At 42.6% G+C, this 16,617-nt stretch carries 11 protein-coding genes and 1 pseudogene; 4 read left to right on the top strand and 8 right to left on the bottom strand.

Going from position 1 to position 16,617, the window contains the following annotated elements; genetic code table 11:
- Positions 1–38: 38 nt before the first annotated feature.
- Positions 39–3,578, bottom strand: coding sequence for a two-partner secretion domain-containing protein (locus tag V7K31_RS28590; protein ID WP_335099246.1), 3,540 nt, complete (start codon positions 3,576–3,578; stop codon positions 39–41).
- A 52-nt stretch (positions 3,579–3,630) separates the two neighbouring features.
- Positions 3,631–5,544, bottom strand: a complete 1,914-nt coding sequence (locus tag V7K31_RS28585) for a ShlB/FhaC/HecB family hemolysin secretion/activation protein (RefSeq protein WP_335099244.1) — start codon at positions 5,542–5,544, stop codon at positions 3,631–3,633.
- Positions 5,545–6,569: 1,025 nt separating this feature from the next.
- Between V7K31_RS28585 and V7K31_RS28580 the strand changes: the two genes are divergently transcribed.
- Together V7K31_RS28580 and V7K31_RS28575 are read left to right on the top strand one after the other, a co-directional pair.
- Positions 6,570–7,286, top strand: coding sequence for a pirin family protein (locus V7K31_RS28580; protein WP_335099242.1), 717 nt, complete (start codon positions 6,570–6,572; stop codon positions 7,284–7,286).
- A 167-nt stretch (positions 7,287–7,453) separates the two neighbouring features.
- Positions 7,454–7,834 (top strand): hypothetical protein, encoded by a 381-nt coding sequence (locus V7K31_RS28575; protein ID WP_335099240.1) that lies wholly within the window; start codon positions 7,454–7,456, stop codon positions 7,832–7,834.
- Between the two features lie 156 nt (positions 7,835–7,990).
- Here the strand turns inward: V7K31_RS28575 and V7K31_RS28570 are convergent, their stop codons facing one another.
- The 3 genes and pseudogenes from V7K31_RS28570 to V7K31_RS28560 all read right to left on the bottom strand — a co-directional run.
- Entirely contained in the window at positions 7,991–8,893 is a 903-nt protein-coding gene (locus V7K31_RS28570) for a glycine betaine ABC transporter substrate-binding protein (protein ID WP_335099238.1), read from the bottom strand.
- On the bottom strand, positions 8,893–9,525 hold the full coding sequence (locus tag V7K31_RS28565; RefSeq protein ID WP_335099235.1) for an ABC transporter permease: 633 nt from the start codon (positions 9,523–9,525) through the stop codon (positions 8,893–8,895). Before V7K31_RS28565 ends, V7K31_RS28570 begins: the two co-directional genes overlap by 1 nt.
- A gap of 8 nt (positions 9,526–9,533) precedes the next feature.
- Positions 9,534–9,701: pseudogene (locus V7K31_RS28560) on the bottom strand (ATP-binding cassette domain-containing protein); the annotation flags it as partial.
- A gap of 483 nt (positions 9,702–10,184) precedes the next feature.
- Here V7K31_RS28560 and V7K31_RS28555 point away from each other — a divergent pair.
- The gene (locus tag V7K31_RS28555) at positions 10,185–10,799 is read left to right on the top strand and encodes a hypothetical protein (RefSeq protein ID WP_335099233.1); all 615 of its coding nucleotides are present in this window, start codon (positions 10,185–10,187) and stop codon (positions 10,797–10,799) included.
- 107 nt (positions 10,800–10,906) lie between these two features.
- Here the strand turns inward: V7K31_RS28555 and V7K31_RS28550 are convergent, their stop codons facing one another.
- The 3 genes from V7K31_RS28550 to V7K31_RS28540 form a co-directional block, all read right to left on the bottom strand.
- Positions 10,907–11,653, bottom strand: coding sequence for an ATP-binding cassette domain-containing protein (locus tag V7K31_RS28550; protein WP_335099231.1), 747 nt, complete (start codon positions 11,651–11,653; stop codon positions 10,907–10,909).
- Positions 11,654–11,999: 346 nt separating this feature from the next.
- Positions 12,000–12,572 (bottom strand): DNA starvation/stationary phase protection protein Dps, encoded by a 573-nt coding sequence (gene dps / locus V7K31_RS28545; protein WP_335099229.1) that lies wholly within the window; start codon positions 12,570–12,572, stop codon positions 12,000–12,002.
- 116 nt (positions 12,573–12,688) lie between these two features.
- Positions 12,689–13,741, bottom strand: a complete 1,053-nt coding sequence (locus tag V7K31_RS28540; RefSeq protein ID WP_335099227.1) for an aldo/keto reductase — start codon at positions 13,739–13,741, stop codon at positions 12,689–12,691.
- A gap of 1,157 nt (positions 13,742–14,898) precedes the next feature.
- Here V7K31_RS28540 and V7K31_RS28535 point away from each other — a divergent pair.
- Complete coding sequence (locus V7K31_RS28535; protein WP_335099224.1) at positions 14,899–16,593, top strand: fasciclin domain-containing protein; 1,695 nt, start codon at positions 14,899–14,901, stop codon at positions 16,591–16,593.
- The last annotated feature ends 24 nt before the right edge of the window (positions 16,594–16,617 follow it).

The following is a 16,617-nucleotide window of genomic DNA, read 5'->3' as shown; positions in this document are numbered from 1 at the left end:
TGTCAAGCAATTCCCAAAAATACTTTTTTCCCTGCGTCTCATCGTGCAGGACAACTACCTAACTTCTTAGGTAGGCGATGAGTTCCAGTGACGTTGGGATTGTAGGCGGTAAGAACTACTTCACCTTTATTATTGAATACCCATCCTTGAGCCGGTACAATCCGGCTGGGGATTTGGGATTTTGAATTATCGCTAGAGGAGGTTTTGGACGCTGGTTTGAGATTACTGACGGTTGAGACTGGTTCAACTAAACCAACCTGAGTAGCTTCTTGGCTTAAGTCTTCGTTGGGACTAGGAGGCAGCCCACCACGTCCTGTGATCGTGAATTCACTACCAACACCTTTACTACAGGGATTTTGGGCGATTTGATCTTTGGGATCGACAACATTTGCAGGTAATTTCACTAAATTCAGGCTAGGATCAACCTGTTGATTGATGTTCACCACTCCTGGATGGCGACCAAACTCTGAACTAGCGGTGATATCATTTAGCAAATCTCTGGGTTTGTCCCGAAATTCAATCCCAAAGATACCACTAGCTGTGATATCAACATGACCACCGTCACCATAAGTTGCATTGGCGGTTATATCACTACCCTTTGGTTTTGAGGGTGATGCAATTAGAAATTGGGTGTCTATCCTAATGTCCCCACCCTTGCCAGTTGCCCCTGGTTGGCTTTCAATGCCTGCACTGGTACTAATTTTACTGTCGCCTTGCATCAGCAATAAATCTGCTACGTCTAGCTTGATATTGCCGCCTGTTTCTTTGGCGGTTTCGGCTGAGATGGTTCCTTGATCCAAAGTTAGAGAATTGGCTTGCACAGATATATCACCTCCAACTCCACTTCCCTGACTATTGACAGAGAGTTTGGCGCTATTTTGAATCAGGACATTTTTGGGGGAGCCAATCACGAAGATATTACCGCCAGCACTGGTAGAAGTCTTTTTAGTCTCAGCTGAGACTGCGGTTCCAAAGTCAGACAGAGTAAGGCTGTTTGGTACATTCAGTGTGATATTGCCTGCTTGTGAACTAGCTGAAGTGTTAGTACGAATTTGTCCGCCACTGGAAAGTTTAATAGTGTCAGATGTGATATCAATATTACCAGCATTACCAGATCCATCAGTATTAGCACTGACAAAAGCTGCATTACTGATTTGCAAGCGAGGAGCCTTGATTATAATCCCTTCGGAGGCTCCGGTGGCGCCAGTCCCAACTTCACTGGCGATCGCAGACTCATACCTATAGCGATCGCGAGATGTACCATCAACAACTACGCTATCAGTAGCTGTGACTCGAATCGAGCCGGAATTGCCCTTCCCTAAAGTATTAGTATTTAGTTGTGCCCCATTGGTAACTCTCACGATCGGAGCATAGATTTCAATCCCTGCTGAATTGCCCGTAGCAGTCTCTGTGACTTGGCTAGTTGCAGCACTGAGATAACCTGTTCTCGATTTGCCATCAAAGATTACCTTATCAGTGGCAGTAATGCTGATCGCGCCTGCATCACCTAAACTTTTGGTACTAGCATCTAGTAAAGCGCCATTCGTCACCTCTAAAATTGGGGTGTTAATCGCGATCCCGCCAGATTGACCTTTTGCTCCTTCATAAACTTGACTCAATGCAGCACTGCGATCGCCTTTGTTAGATTCGCCATCAAAGATTACCTTGTCAGTGGCAGTAATGCTGATCGCGCCTGCATCACCTGAGCCTTTGGTACTGGCATCTAGTAAAGCGCCATTCGTCACCTCTAAGATCGGGGTGTTAATCACGATTCCGCCAGATTTACCAACTGCTCCATCAACAACTTGACTTAATGCAGCAGTGCGATCGCCTTTGCTAGACACTCCATCAAAGATTACCTTGTCAGTGGCAGTAATGCTGATCGCGCCTGCATCACCTAAGCCTTTTTTGGTACTAGCATCTAGTAAAGCGCCATTCGTCACCTCTAAGATCGGCGTATTAATCACGATCCCGCCAGATTTACCAACTACTCCGTCAACAACTTGACTCAATGCAGCAGTGCGATCGCCTTTGCTAGACACTCCATCAAAGAGTACCTTGTCAGTGGCAGTAATCCGGATCGCCCCTGGATCACCTGAGCCTTTTTTGGTACTGGCATCTAGCAAAGCGCCATTCGTCACCTCTAAGATCGGGGTGTTAATCACGATCCCGCCAGATTTACCAACTGCTCCGTCAACAACTTGACTCAATGCAGCAGTGCGCTCCTTTTTGGTAGACTCTCCATCAAAGAGTACCTTGTCAGTGGCAGTAATGCTGATCGTGCCTGCATCACCTGAACTTTTGCTACTGGCACTGAGTTGAGCACCGTTAGTGATGGCAACACTAGCCGCATTAATCTCAATCCCCTTGGAATTGCCTACGGCACCTTCTTCCACTTGGCTTAGTACTCCACTGCCATTTACCAATACCTGATCGCGGGCAGTAATACTGATTTTGCCTGGATCTCCGTGTCCTGAATTACTTGCAATGAGTTTAGCACCATCACTCATCTCAATAGAACCAGCTTTAATGTTGATATCACCAGAGTTACCTTGCCCTCCAGTCCCCACTTGATTGAATGCTCCACTGTTGTCCCCACTAAAAACTACCTGATCAGTGGCATTAATTTGAATATTTCCCGCCTGAGTTCCAGGTAAACCCAAATTTTGACCTATTCCAGCTTGCAGCTGACTTCCTGCCAAAAAATTCACGTTACGACCGTTAATCGCAATACTACCGCCACCCGTAGCCGCAACATTCACCACTGCTTTGTTAGACAGGGATACATCAGCTCGTTCAACACCATTGGGAAAACTTAGAGAAGCTACTCTTGGTATTCCTTGGGACTCTTGGATATTTAGACCAACTATTCCCGCACCAGTCAATCCTCCTAACTCAATCCGACCCCCAGGTACTCCCAAGCTCCCACCATCAAGGATGACATTTCCACCTACCAGCGCCAAGGTGTTTGTTGACGGTAAGTAAAGAACAGCAGATGATTGATTGACAATGCTTGCTGAATTCTCTCTCAAGCGCAATCCTACAGGAATATTCACTGTCAGCAGTGGCGGGGAAAGCGGGTTTGTGGCGCTAAACTCTAACCCATTATCAAACACCAAGCTATCTGCGGTAGAAGCTACAAAGGAACCTCCCATATCCAAATGGGCATTGGGGCCAAAGACAATTCCATTAGGATTAATGAAAAACAGGTTAGCTGGTCCCAAAACCCCCAGAGTTCCCAAAATATTCGAGGGATTACCTCCTGTCACCCTAGTCAAAATATTCGTAATTTCTCCTGGATTTGTAAAATAGGCTTTTGCTCCTTCACCAACATTAAATTCTTTGAAACTATGGAATAGGTTGCTTCCTTGAATTGCTCCCCCATTAATCCGCTCAATAGGACTGCCGTTAAGAGTGTCTGGTACTACAACTGAACTTTTATCGCCTAAAGTTCCATCAGGTGTGATTTGTGCTTTTGCTGGAAAGGGAGCGATACAAGAGAACAAAGCCAACACAAAATTCACCCCTAAAAATAGAGGTAAAGTATTAAACAGGAGCGATCGCTTGGGATGTTGCATAACTTTTGACTTCTAGACCTTTGCTAATCAGAGATTTTTTGAGAAAAAATTTTTAGAAAGGACTCGCTACTATTGAGAAATAAATACCGTCTTCCTGTAAAGTCCTGCCTCTGTATTGAATATCTGTCAATGGAATCCCATAATCAAGGCGAGCATTGAGGCGATCGCCCATTTGCCACTGTAAACCCAATCCCAACCCCAGCAAAGTATTCGGATTTGGGTCTGCATTCCCGGAACTATTCCAACCCACACCAAAATCAATAAACGGCACTACTTGCAAAACTCCTCCGACCTTTTTTACCCGCAGTACTGGTAATTGCACTTCTGCTGATGCAAAAAAGCCGTTATCTGTCAAGAGAATATCTTGTGGATAACCCCGAACACTACGCAGACCGCCTAGCCCAAATTGCTCTAAAGGCACAAGGGCACGGGTTGAGAATTGTAGGTCAGAACGGATCACAAATAAAGTCTGCGGTGCTAAAAGTCGCACGTATTGTGCTTGCCCCCGCCAAGAAAAAAACCGAGTATCAGGAGGCTCATTGTTGACGGTAGCATTGAAGATATCTAAACCCAGGTTAAATTGAGAGCGCAGGGCTAAGGCTTGTTGAGAATCCCTCTGTTGATATTCTTGGAAGAATTGCAAGGCAAAAACGCGGGTTTCTCCCCGTTCATTAGCACCGGCTGAGAGGGGAAAACCACTACCTAGCAGTTCAGATTTACTTTCTTGTCGCAACCCGGATAGACCCACAGCAAATTCTCTGTTGGGAGATAAAATTAAAGGCTGACGAAAACCTAACTCGAAGTAATTGGAATTACCAATGATATCTAGGCGGTCAAAGGGTGGTTTGACAATTTCAGTACTCGTCAAACCACCTCTGAGGGTAATTGCGCCATTACGAGGATTAACAGGTATGTTGTAGCGCAAGTCAAAGGAGTTGCTACCATCAGTATTGATATATTCCAGATTGAAGGCATCGCCAAAACCGAGTAAATTTCCTTCGTTAATGCGGACACCGCGTCGTAAGCTGCCAACACTAGGCGCACGAGCATTATCTAGAAAAAATTCTGTATGAAAGGAGTCGGCTTCTACTACCTTGACTGTCAGTAAACTTAATTCCGGACGCGACCCAGCAGACAATTCGGCTGATATATTCTGAATTAGGGGGTCAAGTTGCAATAGTTGCAAAGCTGACAGCAAGCGCTTTTGATTTAGGGGTTTAGTGGTGGCAATGGCTAATCTGCTGCGGATGTAGTTCGAGTTCAACCGTCGTGTACCTGTCACCGCAATTTCTTCTAGCCCTCCTTCAATAATCTGGATTTTGACGACTGATCCCTGTTGAGATAAGGTTTGACCAGCCGGAATCACAGCATCACAATTAAGATACCCCGCATCGGTATAGAGTTTGGTGACAGTAGCCTCAACTTCTAGTAATTCTATAAAGGTTAGCGATCGCTTGGTGAATTGGGCAGTAACTTTAGTTAACTTTTCGTTGCTAAATACCGTGTTGCCATCAAACTCAAATTTGCTAACAATGATACTTTTAGGAAGCTCTAAACGTTCTTCAGAGGAAGGAAATGTTTGATGAGGAAGTTCGAGGGCAGGTTCTGGCTGTGGGATTGGGATTGGCTGTTTTGGCTCCGAGTCGAGAACCTGAGACAAAATTGGGTCTAATCTTGGTTGCTTCAACTTTGATAAGTCTGTTGTCAGTACTGACTTCTGACGCAATTGATCGTGGCTTGTCAACAGACGAGTTCCTGAAAAAGCTAAATTTTCAATTTCTTTAACAGACTCTCTCTGGCTCTTAATGTTGAAATTTAAACTTGAACTACTAACACTTTCCGCAGCATCAGGCAAGACATCAGCAAAGGCACTACCCTCGTAAAAAGTAAGTAACACTCCTAAAATTCTGGCAAATTTTAGAGCTAGTCTTAAATACCAGAACCATACACAGCATATTTTCCCCATTTTTATGAAAAAGCTAACTATTTTTTAAATCGATCTGCCACCACCATAGTGAGACAAGCAAATAACTCTAATTCACAGCAAAACCTCACCTTTTTAAGTACTACATAAAATGGTTTGATCAATCGTATTACCTACTATTTGTATAAACCTAGAAAGGCACAAAAACGGATTTCAGAGAATCTTACCACTTCAGCTAGATATTTGCTGGTTTTTTTATACTCTTTAAAAATAAAAACAAGCTTCTATTGTGAATAACTTTTCAATAGAAGATTTTGAGTTGGAGCTAAACATCAACTTTATTTCTTCAATAAAAAATATAGGAGCAGCCCTTTTAAAGCGAACTTTTGTACTATTAAGTCACTCATATTTTAGCCGAATTTTGGTATTTTGGCTCAGGCGTAGGCGTAGCCCAACCTAGGCATCGCTTAATTTACAGTCCAAAAATTTGGAGTTTAATCGATAAATTCTTTGTTCAGTTCTAGCCGATGCCTGAAATGCCGTAAAAACTTTGATAGTACGTATATATGTTCACCTTGAAAGGGTTAAAATGGCTGATTAGAGGCTCTGCCTTCAGTCAGACATTGAGCCAGAGACTCAATGAATGCTCCCATACGGAGTACGGGAACGAGGGAACGAGGGAACGAGGGAAGCCTTATCAAGTTAGGCTTAGTTTTTAGGACTTGTCTATACAGCGTAGATCAGAGACTGCGAGCGAGACAATCTGTAAAAGCTTTTTCTAGACTGGCTTTTATCTAAAGTTGCATGCATCAGCAATGCGCTTTACCCCGACAGCGTGGATCTATTTACCATGAAAAATGATTAATCAAAGCCGGAAACGACGAATCTTTACTGTTCAATGATTTAAATGGAAATTTTACAGTATATTTTTGGTAAGTACGTCACTTTTAAGTGCGTACTTTTCAATTTATATGTATATGTTTTATTATTTAAATAGTTCAAAAGTAATTCGGAATTAAATACTTAATTTTTTGACACTCAAAACTAATTAACAGCGAGGTAAACTTATGTCTCAAAATACAATTAGCCACCTCATTCACGATCGCAATGCACGCGGTCACGCTAAAACAGGCTGGCTCGATAGTTATCATACATTTTCATTCGGTAGTTTTTACGATCCCAACCGTATGGGATTTCGCTCTCTGCGAGTGATCAACGATGACCGCATCGCCCCTGGTGCTGGATTTCCTACGCACAGTCATCGTGACATGGAAATCCTCACCTATGTCTTAGAAGGTGCCGTAGAGCATAAAGACAGCTTAGGTACGGGGTCGGTAATTCGCCCTGGTGATGCACAGATCATGAGTGCTGGAACTGGGATCAGCCACAGCGAATTTAATCCTTCACCAACTGAACCACTGCACTTATTACAAATCTGGATTCTTCCTGACGAAGATGAGTTGACACCAAGGTATGAACAAAAAACTTTTCCTCTCGAAGAAAAGCAAGGCAAACTCCGCTTAATTGCTGCTAAAGATGGGCGCGATGGTGCTGTAATAATTCACCAAGATGTTGATTTATACGTATCTGTTTTAGAGGATGGTGATGTTGTGAATTATCAAGTCAAACCTGATCGTTATGCCTGGTTACAAATAGCGCGAGGTATAGTTAACTTGAATGGTGAGGAACTTAGAGCAGGTGATGGAGTGCAAATTAATGGCGAAGAACAGTTAGAAATTAGCACTAAGATCGACGCAGAAATCTTGCTTTTCGATTTAGGCTAATCTTAGGGACTGACAAGAAATAAATTATCCATCTTGTGGGGTGGGCATCCTGCCCGCCCTGAATATAGGACGGGTGAGGACACCCATCCCACAATAAAATTTGCGATATTTTTTTATTTGTCAGTCTCTTAAGTCAACTTAGAGCCAGATTGGTGAAACAGCCGAATATGGATACCATAATTACACCCGAAAGAATCGAGTTGCCACCTGGCGCGGTGTTGAAACTTTTAGGAGACTGGCAAGACTATCAAGTATTAAATCAGCAACTAAGCGATCGCTCCTTACCTCGGATTAAGTATAGAAGAGGTGAAATTTTATTAATGGCACCGCTACCAGAGCATGGAAGACATGCGAGCTTAGTGGCAGATATTGCTAAAGTTTTGCTGGATCGTTTAGAGCAAATATACGACTCATTTACGCCCATCACCATGAGCTTGCCAGAGATTAGTGGTATTGAACCAGTCCAGCAATGTCTGCAAATTACAAATGAGCAAACAACAAGTGAAGCGATTAGGTGGTTAAGGAGCTTTTTGGGTGAACAACATTAGACAGGCAGTAATGGTTATTCGATCAAAATAATAGATCCCAAAGACGCGATAAATCACCGTCAGGACGAAGGACTGATTATTGTAAAGACGGCGATTTATCGCGTCTCTTGCCTTAACCGAACAGTATTGCGATCCGCATCTTCCCTATCCTTGATATCAACCTAATCCCTTCGATTTCCGAAACTCCTGGACAACATCTTTAATATCACGTAATTCACCCTCAACCAAATAGTTTAGTTGTCGCATTTCATCTGCTGAAATCTTTCCGCTAAGTTGAGCGATCGCTTTCCTTAATTGGGGATATTTTTTTAAAGTTTCTTGTCGGACAATTGGCACAGTTTCGTAAGGCGGAAAATAATGTTTATCATCCTTCAGCACAATTAAACCCAAGCGAGAAATCTGCCCGTCAGTGGAATTACCCGCTACCATATCAACCTGTTTTTGAATCAAAGCACGATATATTAAACCTAAGTCCATGATTTGGGGTGCTTTAGCAAAACGTAAATTGTAAGTTTTAGCTAATCCTGGAAAACCATCTTCCCGTTCTAAAAATTCGTAGCCGAAACCACCTCGCCATTGTGGTGTATATTCAGTAGCTTCGGAGAGAGTTTGAATATTGTAGCGTCTGGCATCTTCACCCCTGACAATCATCGCAAAAGTATTTTCAAAACCCAAGCTTGGCATCACTTCCAGATTGAATTGCTGGGAGTATGCTTGTTTTAATTTCTCATAAACTTCTTTAGGATCATTAACTGCTTTTTGCTTTAAAATTCCAGTAAAAGCTGTGCCTGTATACTCAATATATGCGTCAATTTTGCCAGCAGTAATAGCGCTATGACAAACAAAAGAACCACCCAAACGGGGGCGAAGATCGACTTTTAAATTAGTTGTCGCCTCTATTTGCTGTGCTAACAGTTCCCCTAAAATATCTTGTTCAGTAAAATCTTTGGAAGCAACAATAATATTGCCATTGCTGCTACTATTTAAATTTGGCGTGCAGCTAGTGATTAGCAGTAATAAGGCAAAAGTTAAAAAGCAAAGTGTTAAAAATCTTTTCATTAATTTTTAATTTTTAATTTATTCTCTAACCAGCCAATTGCAAAGTCAGCCAGTAATGCAATTACCGCCGCCGGAACTGCACCAGCTAAAATTAACTGATCATTCACTACTGATATCCCACGAAAAATAAATACTCCCAAACCACCAGCACCAATCGCTGCTGCAATGGTTGCAATACCAATGGCAATTACTGTTGCTACTCGCACTCCTGCTAAAATTACTCCCATTGCCAAAGGAATCTCAACTTGTAATAACAATTGTTTATCTGTCATCCCCATTCCTTTTCCAGCTTCCCGAATCGCTGGATCTACGCCAGTAATACCTGTGTAAGTGTTACGAATTATCGGCAGCAAGGAATATACAATCAGGGCAAAAATTGCTGGTACTGCACCAATTCCGCCAATTATGGGAACAGGAATGAGTAAGCCAAATAGTGCCAAACTAGGAATAGTCTGGAGAATATTCGCTATGCCGAGAATTGGTTGACGGAGATAAGTTTTACGTGTAATTAAAATACCTAATGGAATGCCTATAAGTATGGCAATTCCAATTGCAATGCCTACCAAAAATAGATGTTCTAGAGTATGCTGAAGAATTTCTGGGGCATACTTAACGAGGAAGAAATTTTTCATAAAGTATCTTACAAAGAACGCAGACATTGAAGAAAGGCGAGGCTTTCTGGGTGTTGCGATCGCATAAATTCATCTGTTGTCCCCAATACTACCAATTCTTTGCCACACATTAAACCAATTCTCGATGCCAAAATAAAGGCTTCTTGAATATTGTGGGTGACAAAAACGACTGTTCTGTTTTGCCTAATTCTCGCTCCCGTCACGATGCAGACCGCTCCCGTCACGAGGTAGACTGCTCCCGGCACGAGGTAGACCGCTCCCGTCACGAGGTAGACCGCTCCCGGCACAAGGTAGACCGCTCCCGGCACGAGGTAGACCGCTCCCGGCACGAGGTAGACTGCTCCCGTCACGAGGTAGACCGCTCCCGGCACGAGGTAGACCGCTCCCGTCACGAGGTAGACCGCTCCCGTCACAAGGTAGACCGCTCCCGTCACGAGGTAGACCGCTCCCGTTTGTTGGGCACGTAGACGCAAAGCGATTTATTGGTAGATTTGAAAAGACTTTTAGCTTAAGTTGACACCAATGAGCAATGCTGTACCCTTACTGCGTGGTCTATTTACCTGAAAATAGCTGTAAGAATCTCCGTGGCGTAGCAAACGAGAGTGTTAAGTTAAGAATAATCGTAGAGTAGTGTATGCCATCCACACGAAAACTGCTGTATGAGTCGTCCCCGAATCATTCAACCTGGTCAAAGCTATACATTCAGCAAATATTTTGAACTTCCGTTTTCCCCAGAAGATATTCTTGCTGAACTTGGCTGTTCTTATAAACGCGAACGGTTGCAATTACCAAAAACAGAATTTCCTCCTGAGATAATTACAGAATTACACCGAGTGATTGAGCGAAACCTCCGACGTGTCAAGCTACTTAGTGAAGATGCACGCAAGCAAGCAATTATTGCACCGATATTACTAGAAGTTTGCGAAATTGCCCAAACGGAATTGAATATTGAGTATCCTATTAATGTAAGTGACCAACTAAAAGGTAGCTTAGATTACTACATTAATAAAGGTAAGGGATTGTTAGTAATTGAAGCTAAACAAGCAGATTTAAGTAGAGGATTTACACAATTAGCAGTTGAGTTGATTGCACTTGATCAATGGATAGATTCAGAATTGCAACTTCTTTATGGGTCTGTAACTACTGGTGAAGATTGGCGATTTGCAATATACAACCGTCAGGAAAAACAGATAACGGAAGACCTCAAATTATATCGTGTTCCTGAAGAATTAACTGAATTAACTCATATTTTAGTTGGCATATTGAGCAATTAGATTTCACATCTTGTATATACAGCGTTTTTCAGGTAAATGAAGTACACAGGTAGGGGCACAGCACTGCTGTGCCCTTAAAATCAATCTTTACCTCACCAAAAAGTATCTTACAAAGAACGCAGACATTGAAGAAAGGCGAGGCTTTCTGGGTGTTGCGATCGCATAAATTCATCTGTTGTCCCCAATACTACCAATTCTCCACCACACATTAGACCAATTCTCGATGCCAAAATAAAGGCTTCTTGAATATCGTGGGTGACAAAAACAACTGTTTTGCCTAATTCTTGCTGCAAATGCCGAAACTCTTGTTGAAGTTCTAAGCGCGTAATCGGATCGAGTGCGCCAAAGGGTTCATCCATCAACAATACTGGCGGATCTGCTGCTAAAGCCCTGGCTACACCGACTCTTTGCCTTTGTCCTCCCGAAAGTTCATGTGGGTAACGCCCTGCAAATTGTGCTGGTTCTAAACCCACCAATTGCAACAATTCATAAACCCGCATTTTTATTTGTTTAGATTGCCAACCTTCCAAAGCCGGAACTAAACCTACATTACGTTCCACAGTGAAATGAGGAAATAAACCAATTTCTTGAATTACATAACCAATCTTTCGCCGCAGTTTAATTTCATCCCATTCAGTTGTCGGAATCCCATCAAATAAAACTTCGCCTTCTGTAGGTGTAAATAAGCGATTAATTAACTTCATTGTGGTAGTTTTGCCGCTACCACTGCGCCCAAGCAATACCAGTGCTTCCCCTTGACGGATGGTGAAATTGAGATTTGACACCAATGGGCGATGATTGCGGCTAAAAGTGACATCGCGGAATTCGACGGCAGTTTGGTTATTTTGCGGCATAAGGAATTTGTTGAATATCAAAAAGATATTTGGATTGAGTTAAGGAATGTGAATCAAATAACATACAATTTATGTCGCTGGCTTACCTTCACCCTCAATCCCTCTCCGATATATTGGAGAGGGATCGTGAGATAGGATGAAGTTTTGCATTTTATTATAATCCACGTTCCTAACCTCACCCCGCCTTTTACTTTCGTCAAAGTCTCCCCTCTCCTTACTAAGGAGAGGGGTTGGGGGTGAGGTTTTGTATTTTATCAGTTTTAATACCGCTATATTAAGATAGTGCGTTACGGCTAAAGCTGTAACGCACCATACTACTACTAAATCTAGTGTTTCTCAAAAGTGCTTATCTTACAGCAGCAGCTATCTTTTGAGTTTTAGTAGTATCTGTTTTGCCATTCTCTGCATTAATTTCTGCTACTTGCAAATGAGCTTCTAAGAACCAGAGTCGTTTGTCAATGGTGCGAGAAATTTCGGTGTAAAGATCGGCGGTATCGAGGTCGTCTAATTCATCAGTTTTAGCGATCGCTTCTCTAAGATGTTTAGCATAAAGTGCAAAGCGATCTGCTAAGGCTGTCACATGGTCTTTACCATCCAAAATATCTAAGGGATATTCTGGCAGAATTGAATTACTAGCTGCGGCGCGGGCTGTTCCGAAAGCGTATCCGCCTAAAGCTGTAACGCGTTCAGCTACCATATCGATGTACTGTTCCAATTCACCAGCCAATTCATCAAATAATAGGTGTAGCTGGTAGAAGTCAGTTCCTTTAACATTCCAGTGCGCTTGCTTTGCTTGGGTTTTTAGATCCGAAGTAGCTGCCAAGGTTTGGTTAAGAAGCACCACGATTTGCACTCGCGCTTCTGCGGGAATGTCAATGCGGGTGGGGAACAGACGTGATGAAATGGTGTTGTCGCTCATGATTCTTAACGTTAATGCCTTTTATACCTAACTTTAGAGAAAGTGGCTGGCTATGCGAAACTCTCTGACGACAGATTATATTAACGGCTGAATGTGTTACTGTTTATGACTATTGGTCAGATGTGGTGGTTTTCTATGGTATCGAATGTGCGACCGAAAAGGCGATCGCGAGTTCCATCATTCTGCAAAAAGTCATGGGGAAAACCAAGTTCAATTTGACTCACTTCATCTAACCGTTGCAAATTTTCTGGCGATAGGCTGACTTCTATTGAAGCTAAGTTATCTTGAAACTGCGTTAATTTACGTGCGCCAATGATCGGAATAATCACACCACTTTGAGCGCGTAACCAAGCTAATGCTACCTGTGAGGGTGTGTGGTCAATTTCTGCTGCAACTTGGCTGACAACTTGAGCGATCGCTAAATTCTTCTCAGAAATCCCTCCCCCCAAAGTTTCGAGTCGCCCTTGTTCACCTCCTGTTTGAGCAGGCTGATTATACTTGCCTGTCAGTACACCACCACCCAAGGGCGACCACGGTGTTACTGCTAAATCAAAGGCTTTGGCCATTGGTAGCAAATCTCGTTCTGGTGTCCGTTGAATTAAACTATACTCAATTTGCAGGGCGACAAACTGCGTCCATCCTTGGTAATGGGCGATGGTATTTGCTTGGGAAACGATCCAAGCAGGGGTATCAGAAATACCGATGTAAAGTACTTTACCTTGACGGACTACATCATCAAGCGATCGCAAGACTTCTTCAATCGGTGTTGTGAAATCCCAAGCGTGTAACCAGAATAAATCAATGTAATCGGTATTCAGCCGTTTCAGGCTACCTTCTAAAGACTGAATTAAGTTCTTGCGATGGTTTCCACTACCGTTAGGGTCGCCCTTCTTCTCAATCATCATCTGCAAGGGAAAGGAATATTTTGTCGCAACGACAAAACGTTCTCGTTCTTTAGCGATCAACTCACCGACAATTTTTTCACTGCTACCATCGGTGTAACCGTTGGCGGTGTCAATAAAATTACCACCTGCTTCTACATAGCTATCAAAGATTTTCCGACTTTCGTCAACAGATGCACCCCAACCCCAATCTTCACCAAAGGTCATGGTTCCCAAGGAGAGTTCAGAGACTCTTAACCCACTTTTGCCCAAGAGTTTGTATCTCATGAATATTTTCTCATTAATGAAAAAAACTATCTGAATACCATCCTAAAGGCATGATAATTGGAAACCGGGGGCAATGTTTGAAGACAAGCCCTTATTTGTATTGTCGTACTATCTAAGAGGATGTTGGACTCTAGGAATTTCAAAGGCACCTTCGTGGGTATTGTCTGTATAGCCGCGAATTCTATGAGACTGTTGGCTAATTGATAAGGGGTCTAACCCATCAGCCCCAATCCATCCTAACTTTTTTTAATTTCAGTGCGTTTCAACGCACTTTAGCTATTAGCCCGCAATTTATTTCAGGGCGGGAAAGCAACGTCAAACCGAGGTTTTAGGGGTGGGGGGTTTAACAAGAGAGTGAATTGAGCAACAGTCTCATTCTATTTGCCCAATACTTTTAAATGACCCTTTTAAGCCCCTTGATTAAAGCTAGGCAAACTTCCGCCGTGTCATACTAGTTTATCTATGGGTTAATTTTCTTGACATTCTCTTTTGCCAAAAAATAATTCCTAGCCAAAAATCTTGGTGCAATCATGCCTGAAATTTTTGATTGCGATCGCTAACTCCCAGTCTAGTACTGGAAAATTTCCCCTCACGGACACTATCTAAAGAGTGAAAGTTTTTTCTCGAAATCCAGCCCTTAGTTAGTTGTATAATTTTTATCAAAGAGGGAGAATATACATAGTTACCAAGACACATTTTCTTTCTTAAATTTTGCTAAAGATTATGATACATTGAGCTTGACGGCATTAACCTTGCTCGGCAATTATAAAGAGACGGCTATTAAAAGCCAATAATTCCACTGCTTGACGGCGATTTTATCAGTTATAAAATTGCCTACTTGCACTAACATATCTTTATTGTTGCAACATAGCAGATTACCACAGTATCCCTGCTTATCGTTATTAGTGTCATCTGCGGTTCTTTAAAAATCAAATAGGAATCCTAGACTATGTGTGGTGAACATTTGGATAAATCTTATGAGATATCAGAGCAGCTACTCATAATGTCCAAGATTTTACTTTTCCAGAGTTAACGGTTGTATTTGTGGTTTCCATATCGAGGCAAACTAAAGAATCGTCTCGATATTTCTATTCACTTAACCTTGCATCCAGTATTTTCCAATAGTCAATCCAAGAATTTAAAAAGAGGATATTTCCATGTCTAGTTACTTTCGTAGATCATCAGCAAGGGTTGCTTTAGTAGTTCTGGGAATGACAGCTGCGACAATAACTCCCATCTTAATTTCTACCCCAGCTTCATCTCAAAGTACTGTTCCATCTACGACACCATCGCCTAGTAGTGTTCCATCTGCGACACCATCGCCGACTTCAACAGTTAACTTGTCTGATGTTTCCTCAGATTATTGGGCGCGTCCCTTCATTCAAGCCCTAGCAGACAATAACGTAATTGCTGGCTTTCCTGATGGCACCTTTAGACCGAATCAAGCTGTGACTCGTGCTGAATTTGCTGCCCTAATTCAAAAAGCTTTCGGGAACCAAAACCGAGTTAGGCAATTAACCGCAGGTGGATTTAGTGATGTTCCTGCTGGCTATTGGGCGGCTTCTGCAATTCAAAGCGCCTACGAAACTGGATTTTTGGCGGGCTATCCTGGGAACGTATTTTTGCCAAATCAACAAATACCCAGAGTACAGGGGATCGTTTCTTTAGCAAATGGTTTGGGTTTGACTAGTAGCACTACTGGAGCAAGTAGTGACCTCAGCACATACTACAATGACGCCTCAAGTATCCCGAACTACGCTGTTAGTAGTGTGACAGCAGCAACACAATCTAATATTGTTGTTAATTATCCAGATATAAAACAACTCAATCCGCAACAGCCCCTGACTCGTGCAGAAGCGGCAGCACTTTTATATCAAGCTTTGGCTAAACAGGGACGGCTGCAACCGATTGCTAGCAATCTTCCAGCTACTCAGTATATTGTCGGTGGAACTCAAACCGGTAGCGATATTGTTTCTCTTGCTGCATCCAGTAGTTCTCTGACAACTCTGACTTCTTTATTAAAAACAGCTGGTTTAGCAGATATTCTTCAACAGCCAGGCCCTTATACAGTTTTCGCTCCCACCGATGAAGCATTTGCTGCTTTGCCTGCTGCTACCCTACAGCAGTTACAGCAACCAGAGAACAGAGAAGCATTGATTAAGATTTTGAGATATCATGTGGTTCCTGGTGCATTAACTGCTAGTCAACTGACGAATGGGGAACTGAAAACCTATGAAGATAGACCTGTAAATATTCAAATCGATCGCGCTAACAATCAAGTTGAGGTGAATAATGCCAGAGTTATCCAGGGGGACATCAAAGCTAGCAATGGTGTTATCCATGCAATTAACCAAGTCTTGATCCCGCCTGATATTAACATCAGTAAGTTAAATCAGCCACCAACAGCAAACACGCCTGATGTTGAGCCAGGTAGAGCGACTCGTGGTGGCAGAAGCTACATCGGGATTGGTGGTAACATTGGTTTGAACGGCAACGATGGAGCTCTGAGCGATGGTAACTTTACAGTAATCAGCAAACTTGGTCTGACAAACTTTATATCAGTGCGACCATCGGTGATCTTTGGGGACCATACAGAGTATCTGATTCCCTTGACTTTGGATTTTTCGCCCCACACAGCAGGTTCAGTGGGTGAAAGAACCTTTACTATATCTCCTTACATAGGTGCTGGTGTAGCCATTGAAGCTAATAACAATACTGATATTGGATTACTGCTAACTGGTGGTGTAGACGTTCCTCTCGGTTCTAAACTGACGCTAACAGGTGGTGTAAATGCTGCTTTTCTGGATGATACTGATGTAGGGCTACAATTAGGAGTTGGCTATAACTTCTAAGTCTTACCTGAAACCCTTGTAGAG

Source organism: Nostoc sp. (assembly GCF_036917675.1).
Lineage (GTDB): Bacteria > Cyanobacteriota > Cyanobacteriia > Cyanobacteriales > Nostocaceae > Nostoc.
Note: the sequence above shows the minus strand (reverse complement) of the source record. Positions and strands in the feature narration are given on the sequence as shown.